At 55.8% G+C, this 19,067-nt stretch carries 20 protein-coding genes and 1 tRNA gene; 16 read left to right on the forward strand and 5 right to left on the reverse strand.

The genetic code is table 11. The features are described from left to right. The first annotated feature begins 155 nt into the window (after positions 1–155). The 12 genes from rpsB to rpmE all read left to right on the forward strand — a co-directional run bounded on the left by rpsB (position 156) and on the right by rpmE (position 11,693). Positions 156–1,109, forward strand: coding sequence for a 30S ribosomal protein S2 (rpsB, locus tag ACEW8J_RS09040; protein WP_373491311.1), 954 nt, complete (start codon positions 156–158; stop codon positions 1,107–1,109). Between the two features lie 110 nt (positions 1,110–1,219). Further along, positions 1,220–2,143: a translation elongation factor Ts gene (gene tsf / locus ACEW8J_RS09045; RefSeq protein ID WP_373491312.1), complete on the forward strand. Its 924-nt coding sequence runs from the start codon at positions 1,220–1,222 to the stop codon at positions 2,141–2,143. A 119-nt stretch (positions 2,144–2,262) separates the two neighbouring features. Further along, positions 2,263–2,985, forward strand: coding sequence for a UMP kinase (gene pyrH, locus ACEW8J_RS09050; protein WP_373491313.1), 723 nt, complete (start codon positions 2,263–2,265; stop codon positions 2,983–2,985). A gap of 17 nt (positions 2,986–3,002) precedes the next feature. Further along, positions 3,003–3,560, forward strand: a complete 558-nt coding sequence (gene frr, locus ACEW8J_RS09055; RefSeq protein WP_373491314.1) for a ribosome recycling factor — start codon at positions 3,003–3,005, stop codon at positions 3,558–3,560. 95 nt (positions 3,561–3,655) lie between these two features. Further along, positions 3,656–4,324, forward strand: a complete 669-nt coding sequence (uppS, locus tag ACEW8J_RS09060) for a polyprenyl diphosphate synthase (RefSeq protein ID WP_373491347.1) — start codon at positions 3,656–3,658, stop codon at positions 4,322–4,324. A 2-nt stretch (positions 4,325–4,326) separates the two neighbouring features. Beyond that, positions 4,327–5,130, forward strand: a complete 804-nt coding sequence (locus tag ACEW8J_RS09065; protein WP_373491315.1) for a phosphatidate cytidylyltransferase — start codon at positions 4,327–4,329, stop codon at positions 5,128–5,130. After that, entirely contained in the window at positions 5,127–6,287 is a 1,161-nt protein-coding gene (locus tag ACEW8J_RS09070; protein WP_373491316.1) for a 1-deoxy-D-xylulose-5-phosphate reductoisomerase, read from the forward strand. Before ACEW8J_RS09065 ends, ACEW8J_RS09070 begins: the two co-directional genes overlap by 4 nt. Continuing rightward, the gene (gene rseP, locus ACEW8J_RS09075; RefSeq protein ID WP_373491317.1) at positions 6,284–7,408 is read left to right on the forward strand and encodes an RIP metalloprotease RseP; all 1,125 of its coding nucleotides are present in this window, start codon (positions 6,284–6,286) and stop codon (positions 7,406–7,408) included. The genes ACEW8J_RS09070 and rseP overlap by 4 nt, the downstream gene beginning before the upstream one ends. A 140-nt stretch (positions 7,409–7,548) precedes the next feature. Next, positions 7,549–10,194 carry an outer membrane protein assembly factor BamA gene (gene bamA / locus ACEW8J_RS09080; RefSeq protein ID WP_373491348.1) on the forward strand — a complete coding sequence of 882 codons (2,646 nt, stop codon included), beginning with the start codon at positions 7,549–7,551 and terminating at the stop codon, positions 10,192–10,194. Further along, entirely contained in the window at positions 10,194–10,883 is a 690-nt protein-coding gene (locus tag ACEW8J_RS09085; protein ID WP_373491318.1) for an OmpH family outer membrane protein, read from the forward strand. The genes bamA and ACEW8J_RS09085 overlap by 1 nt, the downstream gene beginning before the upstream one ends. A gap of 10 nt (positions 10,884–10,893) precedes the next feature. Then, a complete protein-coding gene (fabZ, locus tag ACEW8J_RS09090) occupies positions 10,894–11,352 on the forward strand; it encodes a 3-hydroxyacyl-ACP dehydratase FabZ (protein WP_373491319.1) in 459 nt (152 codons plus the stop codon). Positions 11,353–11,462: 110 nt separating this feature from the next. Continuing rightward, positions 11,463–11,693, forward strand: a complete 231-nt coding sequence (rpmE, locus tag ACEW8J_RS09095; RefSeq protein WP_373491320.1) for a 50S ribosomal protein L31 — start codon at positions 11,463–11,465, stop codon at positions 11,691–11,693. 30 nt (positions 11,694–11,723) lie between these two features. Here rpmE and ACEW8J_RS09100 read toward each other — a convergent pair whose 3' ends face one another. Genes ACEW8J_RS09100 through ACEW8J_RS09120 form a run of 5 tightly spaced genes read right to left on the reverse strand, consistent with a single transcriptional unit; the run spans position 11,724 to position 15,962 of the window. Continuing rightward, positions 11,724–12,671, reverse strand: a complete 948-nt coding sequence (locus ACEW8J_RS09100) for a biotin-dependent carboxyltransferase family protein (protein WP_373491321.1) — start codon at positions 12,669–12,671, stop codon at positions 11,724–11,726. Further along, entirely contained in the window at positions 12,668–13,339 is a 672-nt protein-coding gene (locus ACEW8J_RS09105) for an allophanate hydrolase subunit 1 (protein ID WP_373491322.1), read from the reverse strand. The genes ACEW8J_RS09100 and ACEW8J_RS09105 overlap by 4 nt, the downstream gene beginning before the upstream one ends. Further along, complete coding sequence (locus ACEW8J_RS09110; RefSeq protein WP_373491323.1) at positions 13,339–14,094, reverse strand: 5-oxoprolinase subunit PxpA; 756 nt, start codon at positions 14,092–14,094, stop codon at positions 13,339–13,341. Before ACEW8J_RS09110 ends, ACEW8J_RS09105 begins: the two co-directional genes overlap by 1 nt. Next, a complete protein-coding gene (locus ACEW8J_RS09115; protein ID WP_373491324.1) occupies positions 14,091–15,302 on the reverse strand; it encodes an Nramp family divalent metal transporter in 1,212 nt (403 codons plus the stop codon). Before ACEW8J_RS09115 ends, ACEW8J_RS09110 begins: the two co-directional genes overlap by 4 nt. Before the next feature lie 18 nt (positions 15,303–15,320). Then, positions 15,321–15,962: a prolyl hydroxylase family protein gene (locus tag ACEW8J_RS09120; RefSeq protein ID WP_373491325.1), complete on the reverse strand. Its 642-nt coding sequence runs from the start codon at positions 15,960–15,962 to the stop codon at positions 15,321–15,323. Positions 15,963–16,069: 107 nt separating this feature from the next. Here ACEW8J_RS09120 and gspJ point away from each other — a divergent pair, with 107 nt between their 5' ends. The 4 genes from gspJ (at position 16,070) to ACEW8J_RS09140 (ending at position 19,021) form a co-directional block, all read left to right on the forward strand. After that, positions 16,070–16,684 (forward strand): type II secretion system minor pseudopilin GspJ, encoded by a 615-nt coding sequence (gene gspJ / locus ACEW8J_RS09125; protein ID WP_373491326.1) that lies wholly within the window; start codon positions 16,070–16,072, stop codon positions 16,682–16,684. Beyond that, complete coding sequence (gene gspK / locus ACEW8J_RS09130) at positions 16,681–17,676, forward strand: type II secretion system minor pseudopilin GspK (RefSeq protein WP_373491327.1); 996 nt, start codon at positions 16,681–16,683, stop codon at positions 17,674–17,676. The genes gspJ and gspK overlap by 4 nt, the downstream gene beginning before the upstream one ends. Before the next feature lie 90 nt (positions 17,677–17,766). After that, positions 17,767–17,843: transfer RNA gene (locus tag ACEW8J_RS09135), tRNA-His, on the forward strand. Positions 17,844–17,971: 128 nt separating this feature from the next. Then, positions 17,972–19,021: a Leu/Phe/Val dehydrogenase gene (locus ACEW8J_RS09140; protein WP_373491328.1), complete on the forward strand. Its 1,050-nt coding sequence runs from the start codon at positions 17,972–17,974 to the stop codon at positions 19,019–19,021. Positions 19,022–19,067: the final 46 nt, after the last annotated feature.

Here is a 19,067-nt window from a genome sequence, read left to right on the forward strand (position 1 = left end):
GCCTTTGCCCAGTTTGTGGTTGCATTTTGTGCCGCTTCACCTTAACGGCACGCTCATTCCACATGGAAAGCACTCATACCGGTGCCAATGGCGGCCTTCGAGGTCGTTTGAGGTTCTCAGCTTTCCAGAGGCATAACCGGATAAGGAGAAATATTATGGCGGCCCCTGTCGTCACCCTACAGCAATTGATTGAAGCCGGAGCGCATTTCGGCCACCAGACCCACCGCTGGAACCCGAAGATGAAACCCTATATCTTCGGCGCCCGCAACAGCGTCCATATTCTTGACCTCTCGCAGAGCGTGCCCTTGTTCGCACGGGCGCTCGACTTTATCGCCAATGCCACTTCGGCTGGCGGCAAGGTCCTGTTCGTCGGTACCAAGCGTCAGGCGCAAGAGCCGATTGCCGAAGCAGCCCGCGCAAGCGGCCAGCATTTCGTCAACCATCGCTGGCTCGGCGGCATGCTGACCAACTGGAAAACCATTTCCAACTCGATTCGCCGGATGAAAACCCTGGAAGAGCAGCTCGGTGGTGACACCGCCGGCTTTACCAAGAAAGAAGTCCTGCAGATGACGCGCGAGCATATCAAGCTGGAGCTTTCGCTTGGCGGTATCCGTGACATGGGCGGTATTCCTGATGTCATGTTCGTGATCGATGCGAACAAGGAAGAACTGGCAATCAAGGAAGCCAATGTTCTGGGTATTCCGGTGGTCGCGATTCTCGATTCCAATGTTGATCCCAGCAACATCGCATTTCCGGTTCCGGGCAATGATGACGCGGCTCGCGCGATTCGCCTTTATTGCGAATCGGTCGCTGCGGCAGCCACCAAGGGCGGCCAGGACGCTTCGGTTGCAGCGGGCGAAGATCTCGGGGCTGCGGTTGCTCCGCCGGTTGAGCAAATCGTCTCGAGCGAGGCCAATGCCAGCGCAATGGTTTCCGGAGAGGAATCCGCTGTTGCCGATATTGCCGAAATAGCGGCCGAAATGACAGCGGCTGCAGAAGCTCCGGCAGAAGAGCCCAAGGCAGAAGAGCCCAAGGCAGAAGAGAAAGAGGCTGCCGACAAAAATCCGGCCGCCAAGAAAGAAGACGAAAAGGCAGGCGAAAAAGCCTGAGCTTGAAGCTTCTTTTTGCGGTCATATATTGACTGTAACAAAAAAGAGTGGGGCGACATCATTGTCGCCCCCATTTCACATTTCCCGATCAAGAAATTGAGGAACGAATAATGGCTATTACAGCAGCAGCAGTGAAAGAACTGCGCGAGCGTACCGGTGCTGGCATGATGGATTGCAAAAAGGCACTGAGCGAAACCAACGGCGATGTGGAAGCAGCCGTCGATCTTTTGCGGACCAAAGGCCTTGCTGCGGCACAGAAAAAATCGAGCCGAACGGCAGCGGAAGGCCTGGTCGGCGTTTCCGTGGAAGGAACCAGAGGCGTCGCGGTCGAAGTAAACAGCGAAACCGATTTTGTAGCCAAGAATGACCAGTTCCAGGATTTTGTCGCCAAGGTGACCGATGTTGCGCTGGGACTGAACAGCGATGATGTCGAGGCGCTGGCCGCTGCCGACTATCCTGCTGGCGGCACAGTGAAAGACGTGTTGACCAACAATATTGCGACGATCGGTGAAAATCAGGCAATCCGCCGGATGAAGACGGTCGCGGTGTCGAGCGGACTTGTCGTTCCCTATATTCACAATGCCGTTACCCCAACCATGGGCAAGATCGGTGTGCTGGTTGCGCTGGAAAGCACGGCTGGTGCGGATGTTCTGGAGCCTCTGGGCAAGCAGATTGCGATGCATATCGCGGCTGCATTTCCTCTCGCCCTGAACGCCGACGGCCTCGATCCGGAATTGCTGGCGCGTGAGCGCGCTATCGCGACTGAAAAAGCGGCAGAATCTGGCAAGCCGGACAATATCATCGAGAAAATGGTCGATGGCGCGATGGCAAAATTTGCCAAGGAAAATGCGCTGCTCAGCCAGACGTTCGTAATGGACAACAAGACACCTGTTGCACAGGTTGTCGAGCAGGCCGGGAAAGACGCTGGCGTGGAAATCAAACTGACCGAATATGTTCGCTTCCAACTGGGCGAAGGTATTGAGAAGAAAGAAGATGATTTCGCAGCGGAAGTCGCTGCTGCGGTTGCCGGCTAATCGAGCAACAGATTGAATATTTCAGGCGGTAACGCTTGGCAGCATGGCGCGGACTATCTATGGTCTGCGCCATATCTGTTTTTGGGGCCGGAGAATGATTCCGGCGGGATGGGATTTGCATGAAACGACCGGCGTTCAAGCGCATTTTGCTGAAGCTTTCGGGCGAGGCCCTGATGGGCTCGAACGAATTCGGGATCGACCCGGAAACGGTGAATCGGATTGCGGCCGAAGTCAAATCGGCGAAAGAGGCGGGGTTTGAACTCTGTCTGGTCGTTGGCGGAGGCAATATTTTCAGGGGTCTGGCTGCGGCTGCTAAAGGCTTTGACCGGACCAGCGCCGATTATATGGGTATGCTGGCGACCGTCATGAATGCTTTGGCCGTACAGAACGCGCTGGAGCAGATGGGCTGCGACACGCGGGTATTGTCTGCCATCCCGATGGCGAGCGTTTGCGAGCCTTATATCCGGCGCAAGGCCGTGCGGCATCTGGAAAAGGGCCGGATCGTCATTTTTGCCGCCGGAACGGGGAATCCCTATTTTACCACCGATACGGCTGCGGCATTGCGAGCAGCGGAAATGGGCTGTGAGGCGCTTTTCAAGGGCACCAGTGTCGATGGTGTCTACAATGCCGATCCGAAACTCGACTCCGCCGCGATCCGCTATAAGGAGTTGAGCTTCGATCAGGTTTTGAGCGATAATCTGAAGGTGATGGATGCCAGCGCCGTCGCGCTATGCCGCGAAAACAAGATACCGATTGTCGTCTTTTCGATCCGGGAGCAGGGCAATCTGGCGACCGTCCTGGGTGGCGGTGGAACCGCGACCATGGTCGGAACAACCGAATAATATTAGAGGAAACAGCAATGGCAAAATATGACAAGGCCGACCTGCAAAAGCGGATGAACGGCGCGCTCGAAGCGCTCAAGCACGATTTGAGCGGTCTGCGAACCGGACGGGCCAATATCGCCCTTCTGGATACCATCAAGGTTGAGGTTTACGGTTCGAACATGCCGCTCAATCAGGTCGCGACCGTGTCCGTACCCGAACCACGCATGTTGTCGGTACAGGTCTGGGACAAGGGCAATATTCAACCGGTGGAAAAGGCGATCCGTTCGGCTGGCCTGGGATTGAACCCTATGGTTGATGGTCCCAATATCCGGCTTCCGATCCCGGACCTTACCGAGGAACGCCGAAAGGATCTCGCGAAGCTGACCGGGCAATTCGCCGAAAAGGCCCGCATCGCTATTCGCAACGTCCGGCGTGACGGCATGGATGATCTGAAAGCCGACGAGAGCAAGAAGGAAATCAGCGAAGATGACAAGAAGCGACTCGAGACCGAAGTTCAGAAGCTGACCGACGAGATGATTGCCGAAGCCGACAAGTTGTCCGAGGCGAAAGAGCAGGAAATCCTGACCCAGTGAAGCTCGCGCGTTCCAAGAACGGTTCTGGAGATCCTGTGCCCGGCACAGTCGGTATAGCTGACCCGACATATGGTGCGCGTCATGTCGCAATCATCATGGATGGTAATGGCCGATGGGCAAAGCGCAAGCATCTGCCGCGCGCGCTGGGCCATAAAAAAGGCGTCGAGACAGTCCGCAACATTGTCCGTGTGGCCGGAAAAATGGGTGTAGAAGCCATGACTCTCTACGCCTTTTCATCAGAAAACTGGAATCGACCGGAAGAAGAAATCAGCGATCTCATGGGGTTGCTGCGACAATATATTCAGTCTGACATTGACGAATTTGTCGAAAATGGTGTCCGGTTGAAGGTCATCGGCAATTACAGGGTGCTTGACGCCGATATTGTGGCAATGATCGACAATGCGATTGAAAAAACGTCGGGCAATAGCAAAATGACGCTGGCTGTGGCGCTCAACTATGGTTCTCAGGACGAAATGCTGCGAGCGGTCCAGCATATTGCACAAGGTGTGAAATCGGGCGAAATTCAGCCGGAAGCGATCAATCTTGGACATATTGCCGGCGCTCTGGATACAGCCGACATGCCGCCGCTGGATCTGTTGATCCGGACGTCCGGAGAATTGCGCCTGTCCAACTTCCTCTTGTGGCAGGCGGCTTATGCCGAACTATATTTTACCGAGACGCTTTGGCCAGATTTCGATCAGGTCGAGTTGGAGCGAGCCTTGGAATCCTTTGGCCATCGTGAACGACGATTTGGTGGTCGCTGAACATGGCTGATCCTGTTGCTCCGGCACCCGTCAAAGCCAGGGAATTGCAAACCCGCGTCATTGTGGGCGTTATTCTGATTACCGCCGCCGTGCTGGCAGAATATTTTGGCGGGATATTCCTTTGGTTTCTGGTCGTCCTGATGGCGCTTGGTATCATGAGCGAATGGGCAGGATTGACCGGCCGTCAGGAAAACCGGCTGCTGGCAATGTACGCTTTGTCGGTACCGCTGGCGATCATGTCGCCTTGGGCGGCAGGGCCATCCTTTCTCGCGCTCGGCCTGATCATGGGTGCTGCAATGTTTGTGTCGGTTTTCGATCGGTCACTCAAGCTGGCGGCCGGTGTGTTCTATGCCGGCCTTCCCGCTTTGGCGATCGTCTATCTGCGGGATATCGACAATGGGATATTGATCGTTTTCTGGACGCTCGCGTTGGTCTGGGCGACCGATATCGGTGCCTATTTTTCCGGTCGTGCGATCGGCGGACCGAAGCTGGCACCGAAAGTCAGCCCTAACAAAACCTGGGCTGGCCTGATCGGCGGCGTCGCCTTGACGGTTGCGGTCAGCTATTTGCTGCACATCTACTGGGAGCTTCCCTTATATCTTGTGCTGCTCAGCGTCCCCTTGGCGGTGCTTGCGCAAATGGGCGACCTGTTTGAAAGCTGGCTCAAGCGGAAGGCGGGGGCGAAAGACAGCGGCACGATCTTCCCCGGTCATGGCGGCGTAATGGATCGTCTCGACGGGCTCATCCCTGTCGCCCCTGTCGTCGCCCTGATCATGCTCGCTGAAAGCCTGTCCGCATCGTCATGACAAAGTCGGTCTCCATCTTTGGCGCAACAGGTTCGGTCGGGCAGTCGACCCTGGATCTCATTCGTCAGCATCCCGGACAATATGAAATCATTGCCCTGACCGCGAACCGGAACGCTTCGCAACTGGCTGCGCTGGCCAGGGAATTTTCAGCACAGATTGCAGTCGTTGCCGATGATGCTGCTTATGGGGAACTCAGGCAGCTTTTGGCCGGAACTTCGATTGAGGTCGCCAGCGGGCCGGAGGCGCTGATTGCCGCGGCTGCTTTGCAGGCCGACTGGACGATGGCGGCGATTGTGGGCTGCGCCGGCCTCCCGCCCACGCTCGAAGCCTTGCGCTGCGGCAAGACGGTTGCCTTGGCTAACAAGGAAGCGCTCGTGTCCGCTGGCGCGCTGATGATCACCGAGGCCCGAAAAGCCGGGGCGACGTTATTGCCCGTCGATTCTGAACATAATGCGATATTCCAGTCCTTGCAGGGCGGCAAAATCGATCAGGTCCGCAAGATCACCCTGACCGCCAGCGGCGGGCCGTTTCGCACATGGACGCGAGAGCAGATGGCCACTGTTACGCCGGAGCAGGCGGTCGCGCATCCCAATTGGGACATGGGTGCCAAAATTTCCGTCGACAGCGCAACCATGATGAACAAGGGTCTGGAACTGATCGAGGCCCACCATCTTTTCCCGGTCGGTCTCGAAAATATCGAAATTTTGGTGCATCCGCAGTCGGTGGTTCATTCCATGGTCGAATATCGGGACTGCTCAACGCTGGCACAGCTGGGTTCTCCGGACATGCGGATACCGATTGCCAGCGCTTTGGCTTGGCCAGAGCGGATGATCACCAATTGCGAACCGCTCAATCTGGCCGAAATCGGCAAGCTGGAATTCGAACGGCCCGATGAAGTCCGCTTCCCGGCCACCAGGATTGCGAGGGCTGCCATCATGGCAGGCGGTGCTCAGCCGGCGATGCTCAACGCTGCCAATGAAATAGCCGTGGCAGCATTTCTCGATCGAGCGGTTCAGTTTCTGGACATCACAGAGATTGTAACCCGGCTGCTAGATAGTTATAGCCCGCCGGAGCCGAGCGAATTGGCGGATATTTTCGCGATCGACGAAGAAGCGCGCGTTCGGACCAAGCAACTGGTCGAGGAATTGAAGGTTTGACGGATAATCCCGGTATTCTGCTGACGCTTTTGGCGTTTCTGATCGTCATTGGCGTGCTCGTCTTCGTGCACGAAATGGGGCATTATCTGGTCGGCCGCTGGTTCGGCGTCAAGGCCGAGACATTTGCCATCGGATTTGGCAAGGAAATTGCCGGATGGACCGACAAGCGCGGAACACGCTGGAAAGTCTGTATGTTGCCACTAGGCGGCTATGTTCAGTTCGCCGGCGATATGGACCCATCTGGCACCAGGAGCAAAGACTGGCTCAGCCTGCCGGCTGCGGAACGCAACCAGACCTTTCAGTCCAAGTCCCTCTGGCAGCGCGCCGCGATCGTTTTTGCCGGTCCGGCGATCAATTTCATCTTCGCCATTCTGATCATCATGGGTTTTGTCATCGCTTATGGCACCAGCGCGACCCTTCCGGTGGCAAGTGCAATTTCACCCAATTCGACCGCAGCGGCGATCGGCATGAAGCCTGGCGACCGGGTCCTGTCGGTAGACGGCGAGAAAATCGAACTGTTTGACGATCTGCGGCAGAAATTGATGATGATTCCCGATCAGAGCGTTGAAATTGTCTACGAACGCGACGGCCAGCCGATCGCCAGGCAGGCGAAGATTGGTGTCCACATAATGAAGGACAGGTTTGGCAACGAATATCGGTTGGGGCAATTGGGCATGTCCTCCAGCCAGGTGGAATGGCGCGAGGTCAGTCCGCTGGAAGCGCCCGCTGTTGCGGTCGACAAAACCATTGCTATCGTGGGCCAAATCACGACCACCCTGGGTCAGGTGATCACTGGCAAGCGGTCGATCAAAGAGCTCGGCGGTCCGCTCAAAATTGCTCAGGTTTCCGGTGAACAGTTCAAGCTGGGTCTGGAAAGCTTCATTCGTTTTGTCGCCCTGATCTCAATTAACTTGGGGTTCATCAACTTGCTGCCAATCCCGATGCTCGATGGAGGGCATCTGATGTTCTATGCAATTGAAGCGGTGCGAAGAAGGCCCGCCAGTGCAAAAGTGCAGGAATGGGCGTTTCGGTCCGGATTGGCCCTTGTCATGGTGTTCATGCTGGTCGTCACATTTAACGATTTAACGTCATTTGGCCTGTTCCGGTCTATATCCGGCTGATTGACCATTGATTGACACGCTGCATTGGGGCAGGGGGTTGGCGAAGTTGGTGCGTTGGCACCGGTTTCGATTTATTTTTGGTTTATGGTGTGAAAGCGAGTTTGTCTGTGAATCATAAAAAGCGGCTTTTGCCCTTGTTAATGTGCGGCACGATTTTGGGTGGCGCAGCGGTTTCTGCGCAAGCGCAGGAAGTTGAGCAAATTACGCCAGCAGTGCCGGCAAATGACACAATTCAGTCGATTGTCGTCAATGGTTCCCAGAGACTGGAGCCGACGACGGTCCTGTCCTATATGAAATTGCGCGTCGGACAGCCCTATACACAGGAAGCTGCCGATCAGGCCCTGAAGGATCTGTTTGAAACAGAATTGTTCAAGGATGTCAGTATCCGGAATGATCAGGGTGCTGTGGTTATCGAGGTTGTCGAGAATCCGGTGATCAACCGCATTTTGCTGGAAGGCAACAAGCGGATCAAGGAAGATGCTATCTTTCCCGAGATCCGCCTGGCTCCGCGGCAAATATATACACGCTCGAAAGTCCGGGCCGATGTGGCCAGAATCATCGAGCTCTACAAGCGCAAAGGTCGATTCGCGGCGAATGTTGAACCAAAAATGGTGCAACTGGACCAGAATCGCGTGGATATTGTTTTCGAGATAAACGAAGGACCCAAATCCAAGGTTCAGCAGATCAATATCATCGGCAACGAAGAATTTTCCGATGGCAAGCTGCGCGGAGAAATGGTTACCAAGCAATCGCGCTTTTATCGTTTCTTCAGCTCCAGCGATACATATGATCCGGATCGCTTGGCCTTTGACCAGCAGAAGCTACGCCAATTCTATTTGACCGAAGGCTATGCGGATTTTCGTGTGATCTCGGCCGTTGCCGAACTCACCCCGGACAAGCGTGATTTTATCATCACCTATGTCGTGGAAGAAGGGGAACGCTACAAGTTTGGCGAAGTTTTGGTTGAAAGTGAAATTCGCGATTTCACCCCGGAATTCCTGACTCCGCAGCTGCCCATGAAATCCGGAGATTTCTATAACGCCAAGCAGGTTGAAGACACGGTCGAGCGACTGTCGGAAACCGCCGGGCTGTTCGGCTATGCTTTTGCTGACGTCCGCCCGCAATTTTCGCGGAACAAAGAAACGCTGACCATGGATATCCTGTTCCAGGTCGCGGAAAGTGATCGTGTCTATGTCGAGCGGATCGACATTAACGGGAACACCCTGACCCAGGACAAGGTCGTGCGTCGGGAGTTCCGCCTGAATGAAGGCGATGCATTCAACAGTTTTCAGGTCAAACGCTCGGCAAACCGCATCAAGTCATTGGGCTTTTTCCAGGAAACTCTGGAAATCGAGCAGAAGCAGGGCAGCGCGCCCGACCGAATTATTCTGGAAGCCAATGTTGAAGAAAGAGCGACCGGGGAACTGCAACTTTCAGCAGGCTTCTCCAGCGTCGAGAATTTCATTCTTCAGGCATCCGTGCGGCAACGCAACTTCCGTGGTAAAGGCCAGGAATTGCGTGCAAGTGTCAGCTATTCCAGTTTCTCGCAATCGATCGAGCTCGGATTTACCGAGCCCTATCTGTTCGACCGCAATATCGCTGTCGGCGCCGATGTTTTCCGGCGCGATTTAAACAGCTTTAACTTCGTCAACAACAACCGCGAAACCACCTTCGAGCAGCTGACCACAGGCTTTCAGATCCGTGCCGGTGTTCCCATTACCGAATATCTGTCCGCTTCCTTCCGCTATGGTCTCAGTCAGGATGACGTGACGCTGGAACCAACCTTGTTCTTCACCGATAGCAATGGTGACGGAATAAGAGGGAACAGTCCGGCGGATGCTTGTGACCCGATCATCGCGGGACGGTTTCTTTGCGACGCACTCGGTGCCCGAACAACGTCTTCGATCGGTACATCACTGATTTATGATGATCGTGATAACAGGATCCGGCCAACTCGGGGCCAGTCGATCGTCGGCAGCCTCGACTTTGCCGGCTTGGGGGGAAGCGTCAAATATGTACGGGGTCGTTTGAACGCCTCCAAGCACTGGCGTGTACTCGGGGACTTTATCTTTACGGTCAGTGGTGAAGGTGGATATATTCACCCCTTGGAAAGTCGATCCGTGACTCCGGGGGATGGCATTGATGATGTCCGGCTGACCGACCGGTTCTTCCTGGGCGAGCCCCAGATACGCGGTTTTGATATTCGGGGCGTCGGGCCGCGCGTCGTCCGTTCGGCAACCATCCCGGGGCTCGATGCCAATGGCAATCCGATCAACGAGATTGTGGAAGCAACCAACGGCCGTCAGACCGATGATGCCATCGGTGGCCGCGCTTATTATCTGGGCCGCGCAGAACTTGAAATTCCACTGGGATCGGGTGCGCGCGAACTGGGATTGCGCCCTTCGATTTTTGTCGATGTCGGAGCCGTATTTAAAGTTGCCCGGCCTTTGCTGCTCACGGATTTGCAGACACAGCGGCAGCGGACAATCTTTGATGCCGACGGCAACGCAATTGGCGTTGCACCCGAATTCTTGACCGTCGACGCCGATGGCAATGCAACGGTCACGCTAGATGCGGTTGACGCCAACGGTAATCCCAATTCCATTGCGACCAATTTTGTCGAACAGTTTTTCGGGGATTCTGCCAGCCCTCGCGTTTCAGTAGGCTTTGGCGTAAATTGGAATTCACCATTTGGTCCTTTCAGGATCGACATCGCCAGAGCCCTGCTAAAAGAGCCAGGCGATGATACCAAACTTTTCACCTTCAATGTAGGAACACAATTCTGATGACATATTTTCTCAAAACCGCACTTACTGTTCTTGCCGTTACAGCGGCTCCGCTCGCCCTCGGTTCAGTAGCGAACGCACAGGTTTCTGGTATTGCAACGGCGAACCCGACGATTGCCATTGCCAGAACAAAGGCTTTCTCGGCTGCCTATTCCCAGATCGGAACGCAGTATAAGTCCAGTTTTGATCAGATTGACGCACGCAACAAAACGTTGAATGATCTGCGCGCGCAACTGGATACCGACAATAACAAGCAGTTGACCCAGGAAGAGCTTGATGCGGCTGTCAGAGCGAAAAACCCGGTATTGAATTTAATCGAGACAGAAGAAAACGAAATTCAGCGACTGCAAACGCCGGCAATCATGGCCCAGATGTTCGCTGTCGAAAATATTTTCAAAGAATATTCCAATGCTCAGCAGCAGGTCGTCTCCGACAAGAAAATAGGCGTTATTCTCAGCCCTGATGCGTTTATTTATGCGCCACCACAGACCGACGTCACTGATGCCATCACAACGGTTTTGGACACAAGAGTGCCAACCGTCAGCACCACGCCTCCAGCCCAATGGCAGCCACAGCGCAACACGGTATCTCTCCACCAGCAACTCCAGCAACTGCTCGTGGCGAGTGCACGCACCCAGGCTGCTCAGCAACAACAACAGCCACCAGCGGCCCAGCCCTCTAGCCGCTAGTTGATCGTCGATGACCGAACCGCTCAACTATGATGTAACCAAAGTGATGGCGGTGCTACCGCATCGCTATCCCATGCTTCTGGTTGACCGGGTGGATGAGCTCGTAAAGAATGAATCCATCCGGGCGGTGAAGGCCGTTACGATGAACGAAGGTTTTTTCCAGGGGCATTTTCCGGGCCGACCGATCATGCCCGGCGTGATGATTGTCGAAGCGCTGGCCCAGGCGGCCGGCGTTCTCGCCATGGAAAGCTTTGATATGGTCGGGTCGGGCAAGCTGGTCTATTTCATGGCCATAGACGGTGCGAAGTTTCGTCAACCGGTGGAGCCAGGCTGCTTGTTGACCCTGAACGTAAAATTCGAGCAGAAACGCGCGCGCGTCTGCAAATTTTCCGGTCGGGCGATGATTGGCGACAAACTGGCAGCCGAAGCCAGCTTTACCGCAATGATCGCCGACCCGCCTTCGGCATAAGCTTTTACAAAAGAATCTTGCCCTTTTGCCATGTGGCGGTTAATGGGCCGCTTCCGTTCAATTTATTCGCTTTGGGTCTGGTCGGTAACCAGCCCGTTTAGGAGCCGAAAATGAAATCCGATACGCATCCCGACTATCACATGATCACCGTTCAGATGACCGATGGCACCACCTATCAAACCCGCTCAACTTGGGGCAAAGAGGGTGATACGCTGCAACTGGATATCGATCCTTCGTCGCACCCGGCATGGACCGGCGGCAACCAGCGTCTGCTCGACCAGGGTGGCCAGGTGGCTCGCTTCAATAAACGTTTTGGTGGTTTGTCGCTCAAAAAGAGCTGAACTGTATCGAGGTTTAAGTACCTCAATAAATTACCATAAATCGATCTGCCCAAGCCAGGAACTCAGCAGGGAAAGTTTTTCCCGATAGATTTCTGTCGCCCGTGCCGTTGTGGTCTGTACAAACTGAACTCGTGAACCCGGTCGCAATTGTCCGATCAGATGACGGTCGGCACGTATGACCTGCGCGATTCTGGGATAGCCTCCGGTAGTCTGGGCATCGGGGCCAAGCAAATAAGGCTTGCCACTTGGCGGCAACTGTATTGTCCCGGGAAACACTGCGGCGCTTGGCATGTTCGAGAATATTCCGGCTCCGAGAGGTGCCCCCTCGAGCATCATGCCCATGCGGCTGGCTCGGGCACCGACAGTATAAGAATCGTGACAAAAATGCCGCATCAGTTCTTCGGTCGGGCCGTTCCCTTCCGGACCCGGGGTGACCCTCAGCACATGATCGTGGCTGTAGTGCGGCCGGAGCGCTGGCGGCGTGGCCAAGTCAATATTATCAGCTGAAAAATCTCGCAAAAACGGAATAATATCCCGGTCTTTGAGGGCCCGGCCATGAAAGCCGCCCAGCCCCGCAACGAGATAGGTTGATTTTCCGCCGAGCAATTTCTCGGCACAGATTTCTGCGGATGTCGCAAGATAGGTCCGGCAGCCGGCAAGGCTCGGCCCGATATGGAGCGAGTCGCCCGGGACAACAGCCTTTGTCTGGTGCTGCGGTGAACCCTTGCCATTGATTCGAACGAATTCTGCGGATCCCACCACGGCGATCAGACATGGCTCCGTTATCTCGAAAATCGCATCCGTAAGCGTGATTTCAAAGGCTAAGGCGCCACTGGACTTGCCAACCAGAAAATTCGCCAGCGCCAGCGAGAGGGCATCGGCGGCTCCGGCAGACGGCATGCCGAGATGGCGATGACCTCGGAAAGGATCGCCCTGCAATGTTGTTTGCAGGCCAGCCTTCAGAACCCTGATGCTCATTTGGCGGTGGTTCGCGGCCACTGATCGAAAGTCTGCCGCGAAATCGTCTCGAACCGCACCGACTGTCCGGCGGAAAGCAAGGCCGGCTGCTCTTGTGCCGGATCAAACAGCAGGAGCGGGGTGCGACCGATAATCGGCCATCCGCCAGGACTGTCGAAGGAATATATGCAGCTTTGCCGTCCGATGATACCAACGGAACCGGCGTGGACCAATTGCCTAGGATCTGCCAGCCGGCCAATGGCGGGACTGGGATCGGGACTTTCGAGATAGGCAAAGCCGGGCATGAAGCCCAGCATGGCTACCTGTTGCGGGCGGGATGTGTGCCAGTCGCGGAACGCATCTGTCTCGATTCCGATTTTCTCGGCAACAAATGCAAGGTCCGGAGCCAGGTCCCCTTCGTAGCATACGGGAATCGTGACCATGGTCGTCGATTCTGGGTTTACGCTTGTCGCACTCTTCAGTTGGTGCCTTGTCAGGCGGGCGGCATCATCGGGAGAAAGCATGCAGGGGTCAAACTGGACCGCGATACTATCCATGCCGGGGACGATTTCAGTCCAGCCCCCGCTGGCAGCAAAAGCGGCTTGCGCTGCCAGAACCGACTCCCGGTCGGACAATGTAATGCTGATCCAGTCGTCGCAGATATGAATCAGGGGTGCATTTTCGGGCACTATTGTGCAGATCCCACCATGATTCCGGCTTTTTCGAGCGCCAGACGCATATTTTTTGCCGTTTCCAGTGCTCCATCGCTATCCGAATGGACACAAAGGCTGTCGGCCTTCAGGAACAGCGCGCTTCCGTCCTGCGCGGTCAGTGAGGTGCCTGTTGCAAGCGCCAGTCCCTGGCCAATGCGGTCTTCCTCGTCCGCTATCACGGCCCCCGCTTCGCCGCGCGGGACCAGTCTGCCGGCAGGGGTATATCGCCGATCTATAAAGGCTTCGGCAATGAACGAAATCTTTTGCTCCGCGGCCAATTGCTGGACAAGTGAACCCGGCATGCTGACCAGCCCAAGATTGGCCGTTGCAGCCTTCTTCACCAGCAGGGCAGCAAGGGCCGGCTCATCCTGGGCATCGTTGTACAGGGCACCATGAGGCTTGAGATGGGTCAGCGGCACGCCGACCTCGGCCGCAATGGCCGTGATATCGCGCAGCTGATCTGTCAAACATGCTTCCAGTTCTTCCAGTGAGATGTCCATCGATTGTCTCCCGAAACCGCTGCGATCCGGGTATGAGGGATGGGCTCCGGCAGCGATAGGCCTCAACTTTGCGGCTACCAGCATGGTCCGCATCGATGCTGGCGAACCAGCGTGGCCGCCGCAGGCAATGTTGCAACTGGAAACGGTGTCCATGATCGCTATGTCGCGCGTGGTTCCCTCCACGCTTTCATCCTCGCCAAGGTCCGCATTGAGATCGATCACCGATGTCATGGCCAGAACCCTAGCGCACGGGCGATCAAACGGAAACCCAGGGCACTTGTGACCAGCAGAATAGCTGCCCCAAGGATATTGGCCATGAGCCCGTTAGCATGGGCCCCCAGCAGCTCCTTGTTGTTCGCCAGCCTGATTAGAAAAATCGCTACGATGGGTAACAGCAACCCGTTGGCAATCTGGGCGACGAAAATCAGTTCAACCGGGCGATATCCCAACAATGAGGCGAGCGTTCCTGTTGCAATCACAATCAGCGCGCCGACTTGAAATGGTCTGCGCGAGTGGGAAGATTTGAAAATTTCCTGGACAATATAACCCGTAGCCAGCGGGGCAGTGATGGCGGAGGTCAGGCCTGCCGCAAACAGACCCACACCAAGCGTAACGGTGGCAAGGCTTCCGAACAGGGGAGTGAGCTGCTGCGCCATATCCACTGCATTTTCGATTGTCTTGCCGCTTCCAAAAAGACTGGCCGCGGCCGTTGCCAATATCGTCATCGACACCAGGCCGCCGATACCGATCGAAATCGTGTTATCCAACTGGGCTTCGGGCAGCTGTTCTGCGGTCCAGCGGTCGCGCACGCTGGCGGCATGCAGAAACAGGTTATAGGGAACGATCGTGGTACCGATCAGCGCGATCGCGGTCATCAAGCCACCCTCCGGAATGGCTGGTACAAAACCCTTCAACAGAGCCCCAAGATCCGGCCGGATGAGCAGGAATGTCAGGATAAAGGCCGCGCTCATCAGCATCACCAGCGCTATCAGGATTTTCTCTATCCATTTGGGTTTCGAAAAAACCAGCATGGTTGATGCGAACAGCGCAGTGGCGATGATGACAGGTGCGATGCCAAAAGCCAAGGGGCCGCCGTTTACGGCTTCCAGCCCCAGTGCAGCCCCGGCCATATTGCCGGCCTCGTAGGCGGCATTGCCTATCACCAGAGCAGAGATCAGCAGCAGCGCCGCCAGGACACGAACGATCGGCGATTTGATGGTCTTCATCATCGCTTCCGCCAGTCCCAGTTGAGTTGCGAGCGCAATGCGGATCGCGAAGGACTGGAGAATGATGGTGGTGATCGTGGCAAAGACCAGCGCCCATAGCAGGGCGAAGCCGAAATTTGCTCCTGCCAAAGTACAGGCGGTGACGGTACCTGGCCCGATGAAGGCGGCGGAAACCATCATCCCGGGGCCGGGCCGATAGCGCAGGAGTTTCATTCTATCAGACGCAATGGACTAACGGATCCATGGCCACGGCTTTTCGCGGAACCATTTCGTGATCACATATTTCGTCCCTTTTCGGACCTTCATCCCATGATGCAGGGTCCAGCTGTTCACCGAGCCATCGGCATTGCAGTTGTTCCAGCACAGCATGGTTCCAGTTTCCGGGGTGAAGATTTTCTTGAAATGTGTGAAGCGGGTGGCCCCACCGGCGTCAGGTTCGTTGAGATAGATCATGAAAGTCCAGCTACGTTGCCCGGAGACGGAACAATATTTCTGGAAATCGCCGCCATGGGGATCAAAAAAATCCGTGTGCGCCTTGAATTCTTGGCCGACAGCATAGCGTTGACCTTGCAGCGGTTCGCCAAATTGTGCATCCATATCTGCAAAATTGCAGATTTTCGCATCGATTTCAGCCACGAAAGCATTTGAATGGTCGAGGTCGCAGGTCTCGCTGGTCCGGAAATAATCATCACCATTGGGATCGGCAATATCGGAAGGGCGCCGTTTTTCGTCGATCAGCGCGATCAGCTTGCTGCATTCTTCCGGGTTCAGGAAGTTTTTCAATATGCATAATTCTATTTCCTTGCGCGGAAAACGCTGCACCTTTCCCAATGCGACGAGATAGTCAGCCGATGTATTATTGGCCTCTGTCATACGAACGTCCAAAACTGTTTCTAACTGCCCAGCTATAAGATAAATGAATCTCTGTTGTTCGCAACCGCTCTTTGCGACTTCAGCCAATCTGAATATAAGCGAGGTTGATGCAAAGAATTTCCCCGATTGTCCGAGAGCGCAATGGCTTCACTCTGGTCGAGATGATGGTGGCGCTGTTCATTTTCGCCATGCTGTCGGTTGCGGGAGTGATCATGCTGCGATCTGCCGTCGACAGTGACGAGGTGACCGCAGAGAATCTGGGTCAAATGGCAGAAATGCAGCGCTTCGTTTCCTTGATGGAAGCCGATTTGAGCCAAGCCTTGCCGCGGACGGCCCGGGATGATCGCGGCGACCGGCAGGCGGCCTTCGCCAGCGAAACCGGCGGACCGGAGGCGGCTTTCCTGAAATTCACGAGGGGAGGGCAAAGCAATATCAACGGCGAAGCCCGATCGAATCTGGAACGGGTTGAATATCGGCTGGCGGAGGGCAATCTGGAACGATGGCGATATCGGATGACCGACGGCGGGTCTATCGATCAGCCAGCAGTCCTGATATCGGGTGTCGACACACTCGAGCTGCGTTTTCGCGACAAGCGAGGGCAGTGGTCGAACCAGTGGGAGACCGAAAGATTGGCGGAATTGCCTCGCGCAATCGAGATGCAGTTTGACCAGGAAGGGCGGCGGTACCGGCATCTGTTTCTGGTTGGGACGGGCTATCTGTGAAGCGGATACGCCAAATCGGAACCGAAAAGGAGCGCGGTGCAGCGCTGCTGACGGTATTGCTGCTCGTAGCGGTGATTGCGATACTCGCGGCGCATGGCATCGACCGGTTGGCGGGCGCGACCAAACTCGCCTCCAACGCTCGGGAATTGTCGCAGGCCAAAGCCTATCTGATCGCCGCCGAATCAATTGGAATGGAATCTGCTGCGCAGATTGTATCAGCTTCTCCTGGTCGGACCGTCAATATGGGGGGATGGAACGACCGCGAACAGCAATTTCCGGTGCCCGGCGGGCTTATTACAGCTGCGCTGTCCGACGGAGGCAATTGTTTCAATATCAACAGCCTCGTCACCCAGCAGGAAGCGGTCCTTACCGCGCGACCGGAGGGTATGGCGCAATTCTCCCGGCTGATGATCATGCTGGGCATATTGGACGGCGATGCCGCCGATATTGCGGAGTCGGTGGCTGACTGGATTGACAGTGACAGCGTCGCTGCACCGCGCGGGGCAGAGGACCAATATTATCTGCAGCTGGAAAATCCCTATCGCACGGCCAATGCCCTGATCGTCGATGTCAGCGAATTGCGAACGATCAAGGGTGTTTCGGATGACATATTCGTCCGCGTGGCTCCCTGGATCTGTGCCCTGCCGACCACTGATCTCTCGCCGATCAATATCAACACGTTGCGCCCGGAGCAGGCGATCTTGCTAGCGATGCTCGGCGCAACGCCTTCGGACCTGACACCGGCTCGGCAATTTCTGGGGCGACGACCGGAGCTGGGCTATGGCAGTCTGAATGATTTCTGGGGGCAATCCTATCCCGCGAGTCTGGCGGCGTCCGCCGAGGTGCAAAGCCAGACCAAGCTCACCACACGCTGGTTTCGCGTCGATCTGGCGGTCGAGATGCAAAGCGCACTGGTCGAGGAGCGGGCCCTGATCGACGCCGGACGGCAACCCGCCCGGCTCGTCCATCGGCAGCGCGGGGATGCGTTTTAATTGAAACTCACCTTGCTAAATGCTTGACGATTGCCACTCGCTGTCCCTATGCACCGCGGCGCAATGCGGCTTTTTAGCGCGCGGCCTGTGGCGATCGTAGCTCAGTTGGTTAGAGCGCCGGTTTGTGGTACCGGAGGTCGGGGGTTCAAGACCCCTCGATCGCCCCATTTTCCCAGAAGAAGCTGAAGAACGGCAAGGTCATCACCACATGGCCGGATCGGAAACTCTTTCTTTATTTGTAATTAAATTACGGCTATGGGATATTTAATTACTTCAATTTGCCAGGGATGATAGCATGAGCGTGATGTGGGATTTGCCGGATTATGACGACCATGAAGCGGTCCATTTTTTTCATGATGTCGACTCCGGCCTTAGCGCGATTGTCGCCTTGCACAGCACCCATCTCGGTCCCGGTGCTGGCGGAACCCGTTTCTGGCATTATGAGAATCGCGAAACTGCCGTAACCGATGCGCTGCGACTGTCGCGCGGCATGAGCTTTAAAAATGCCATGGCCGGTCTGCCGCTAGGCGGTGGAAAAGCAGTGATTCTCGCTGACCGTAACCGGACAAAAACTCCGGAAATGCTAGCCGCTTTCGGCCGGATGATCGAATCACTGGGAGGGCAATATGTGACCGCAGAGGATGTGGGTATAACCGCTGCGGACATGGTCGCTTTGACCAGAGAGACCAAATATGTCTCGGGTCTGCCGGTCAGCAAAAGCGGTGAAGCCGGTGGTGACCCTGGCCCGTTTACCGCAATGGGCGTGTATCTGGGGGTGAAGGCTGCGGTGGGGCACAAGCTGGGACGCGACTCGATGGAGGGTGTTCATGTCGCCATTCAAGGCGTGGGAAGCGTGGGCGGCGGACTCGCTCGTCTGCTAGCCAAGGACGGTGCCAAGCTGAGCATCGCCGACATCAACAAGGACCATGCCGCAGCCCTGGCAGCGGAGACGGGCGCGACGGTGGTCGGTCTCGACGAAGTCATGCGGATCGAGGCAGATGTGTTCAGTCCCAATGCCTTGGGCGCGATATTGGACAAGGTTTCTATTGCCCATCTTAACGTTCCGATTGTCGCCGGCGGTGCCAATAACCAGCTGGCAACGCCCGAGGACGGACAGCGAATCTTCGATCGGAACATCCTGTTTGCACCGGACTATGTGATCAATTCCGGCGGCATCATCAGCGTCGGCCTGGAATATCTTGGTGATGGCGATGTCAAGGAAGTCAACCGGCGGGTGGCAATGATCCCGGAACGACTGACCGCGATATGGGCGCAAAGCGCCGCGCAGAAATTGCCGGACTCCGAAGTCACGGACAATATGGCGATGGAGTTGATCGGCAGGTAGCGTGCGGTCCGGTCTGGAGACTGGATTATTTCATGCTGTTGCAGAT

It is taken from the genome of Parasphingorhabdus sp. (assembly GCF_041748495.1).
Classification (GTDB): domain Bacteria; phylum Pseudomonadota; class Alphaproteobacteria; order Sphingomonadales; family Sphingomonadaceae; genus Parasphingorhabdus.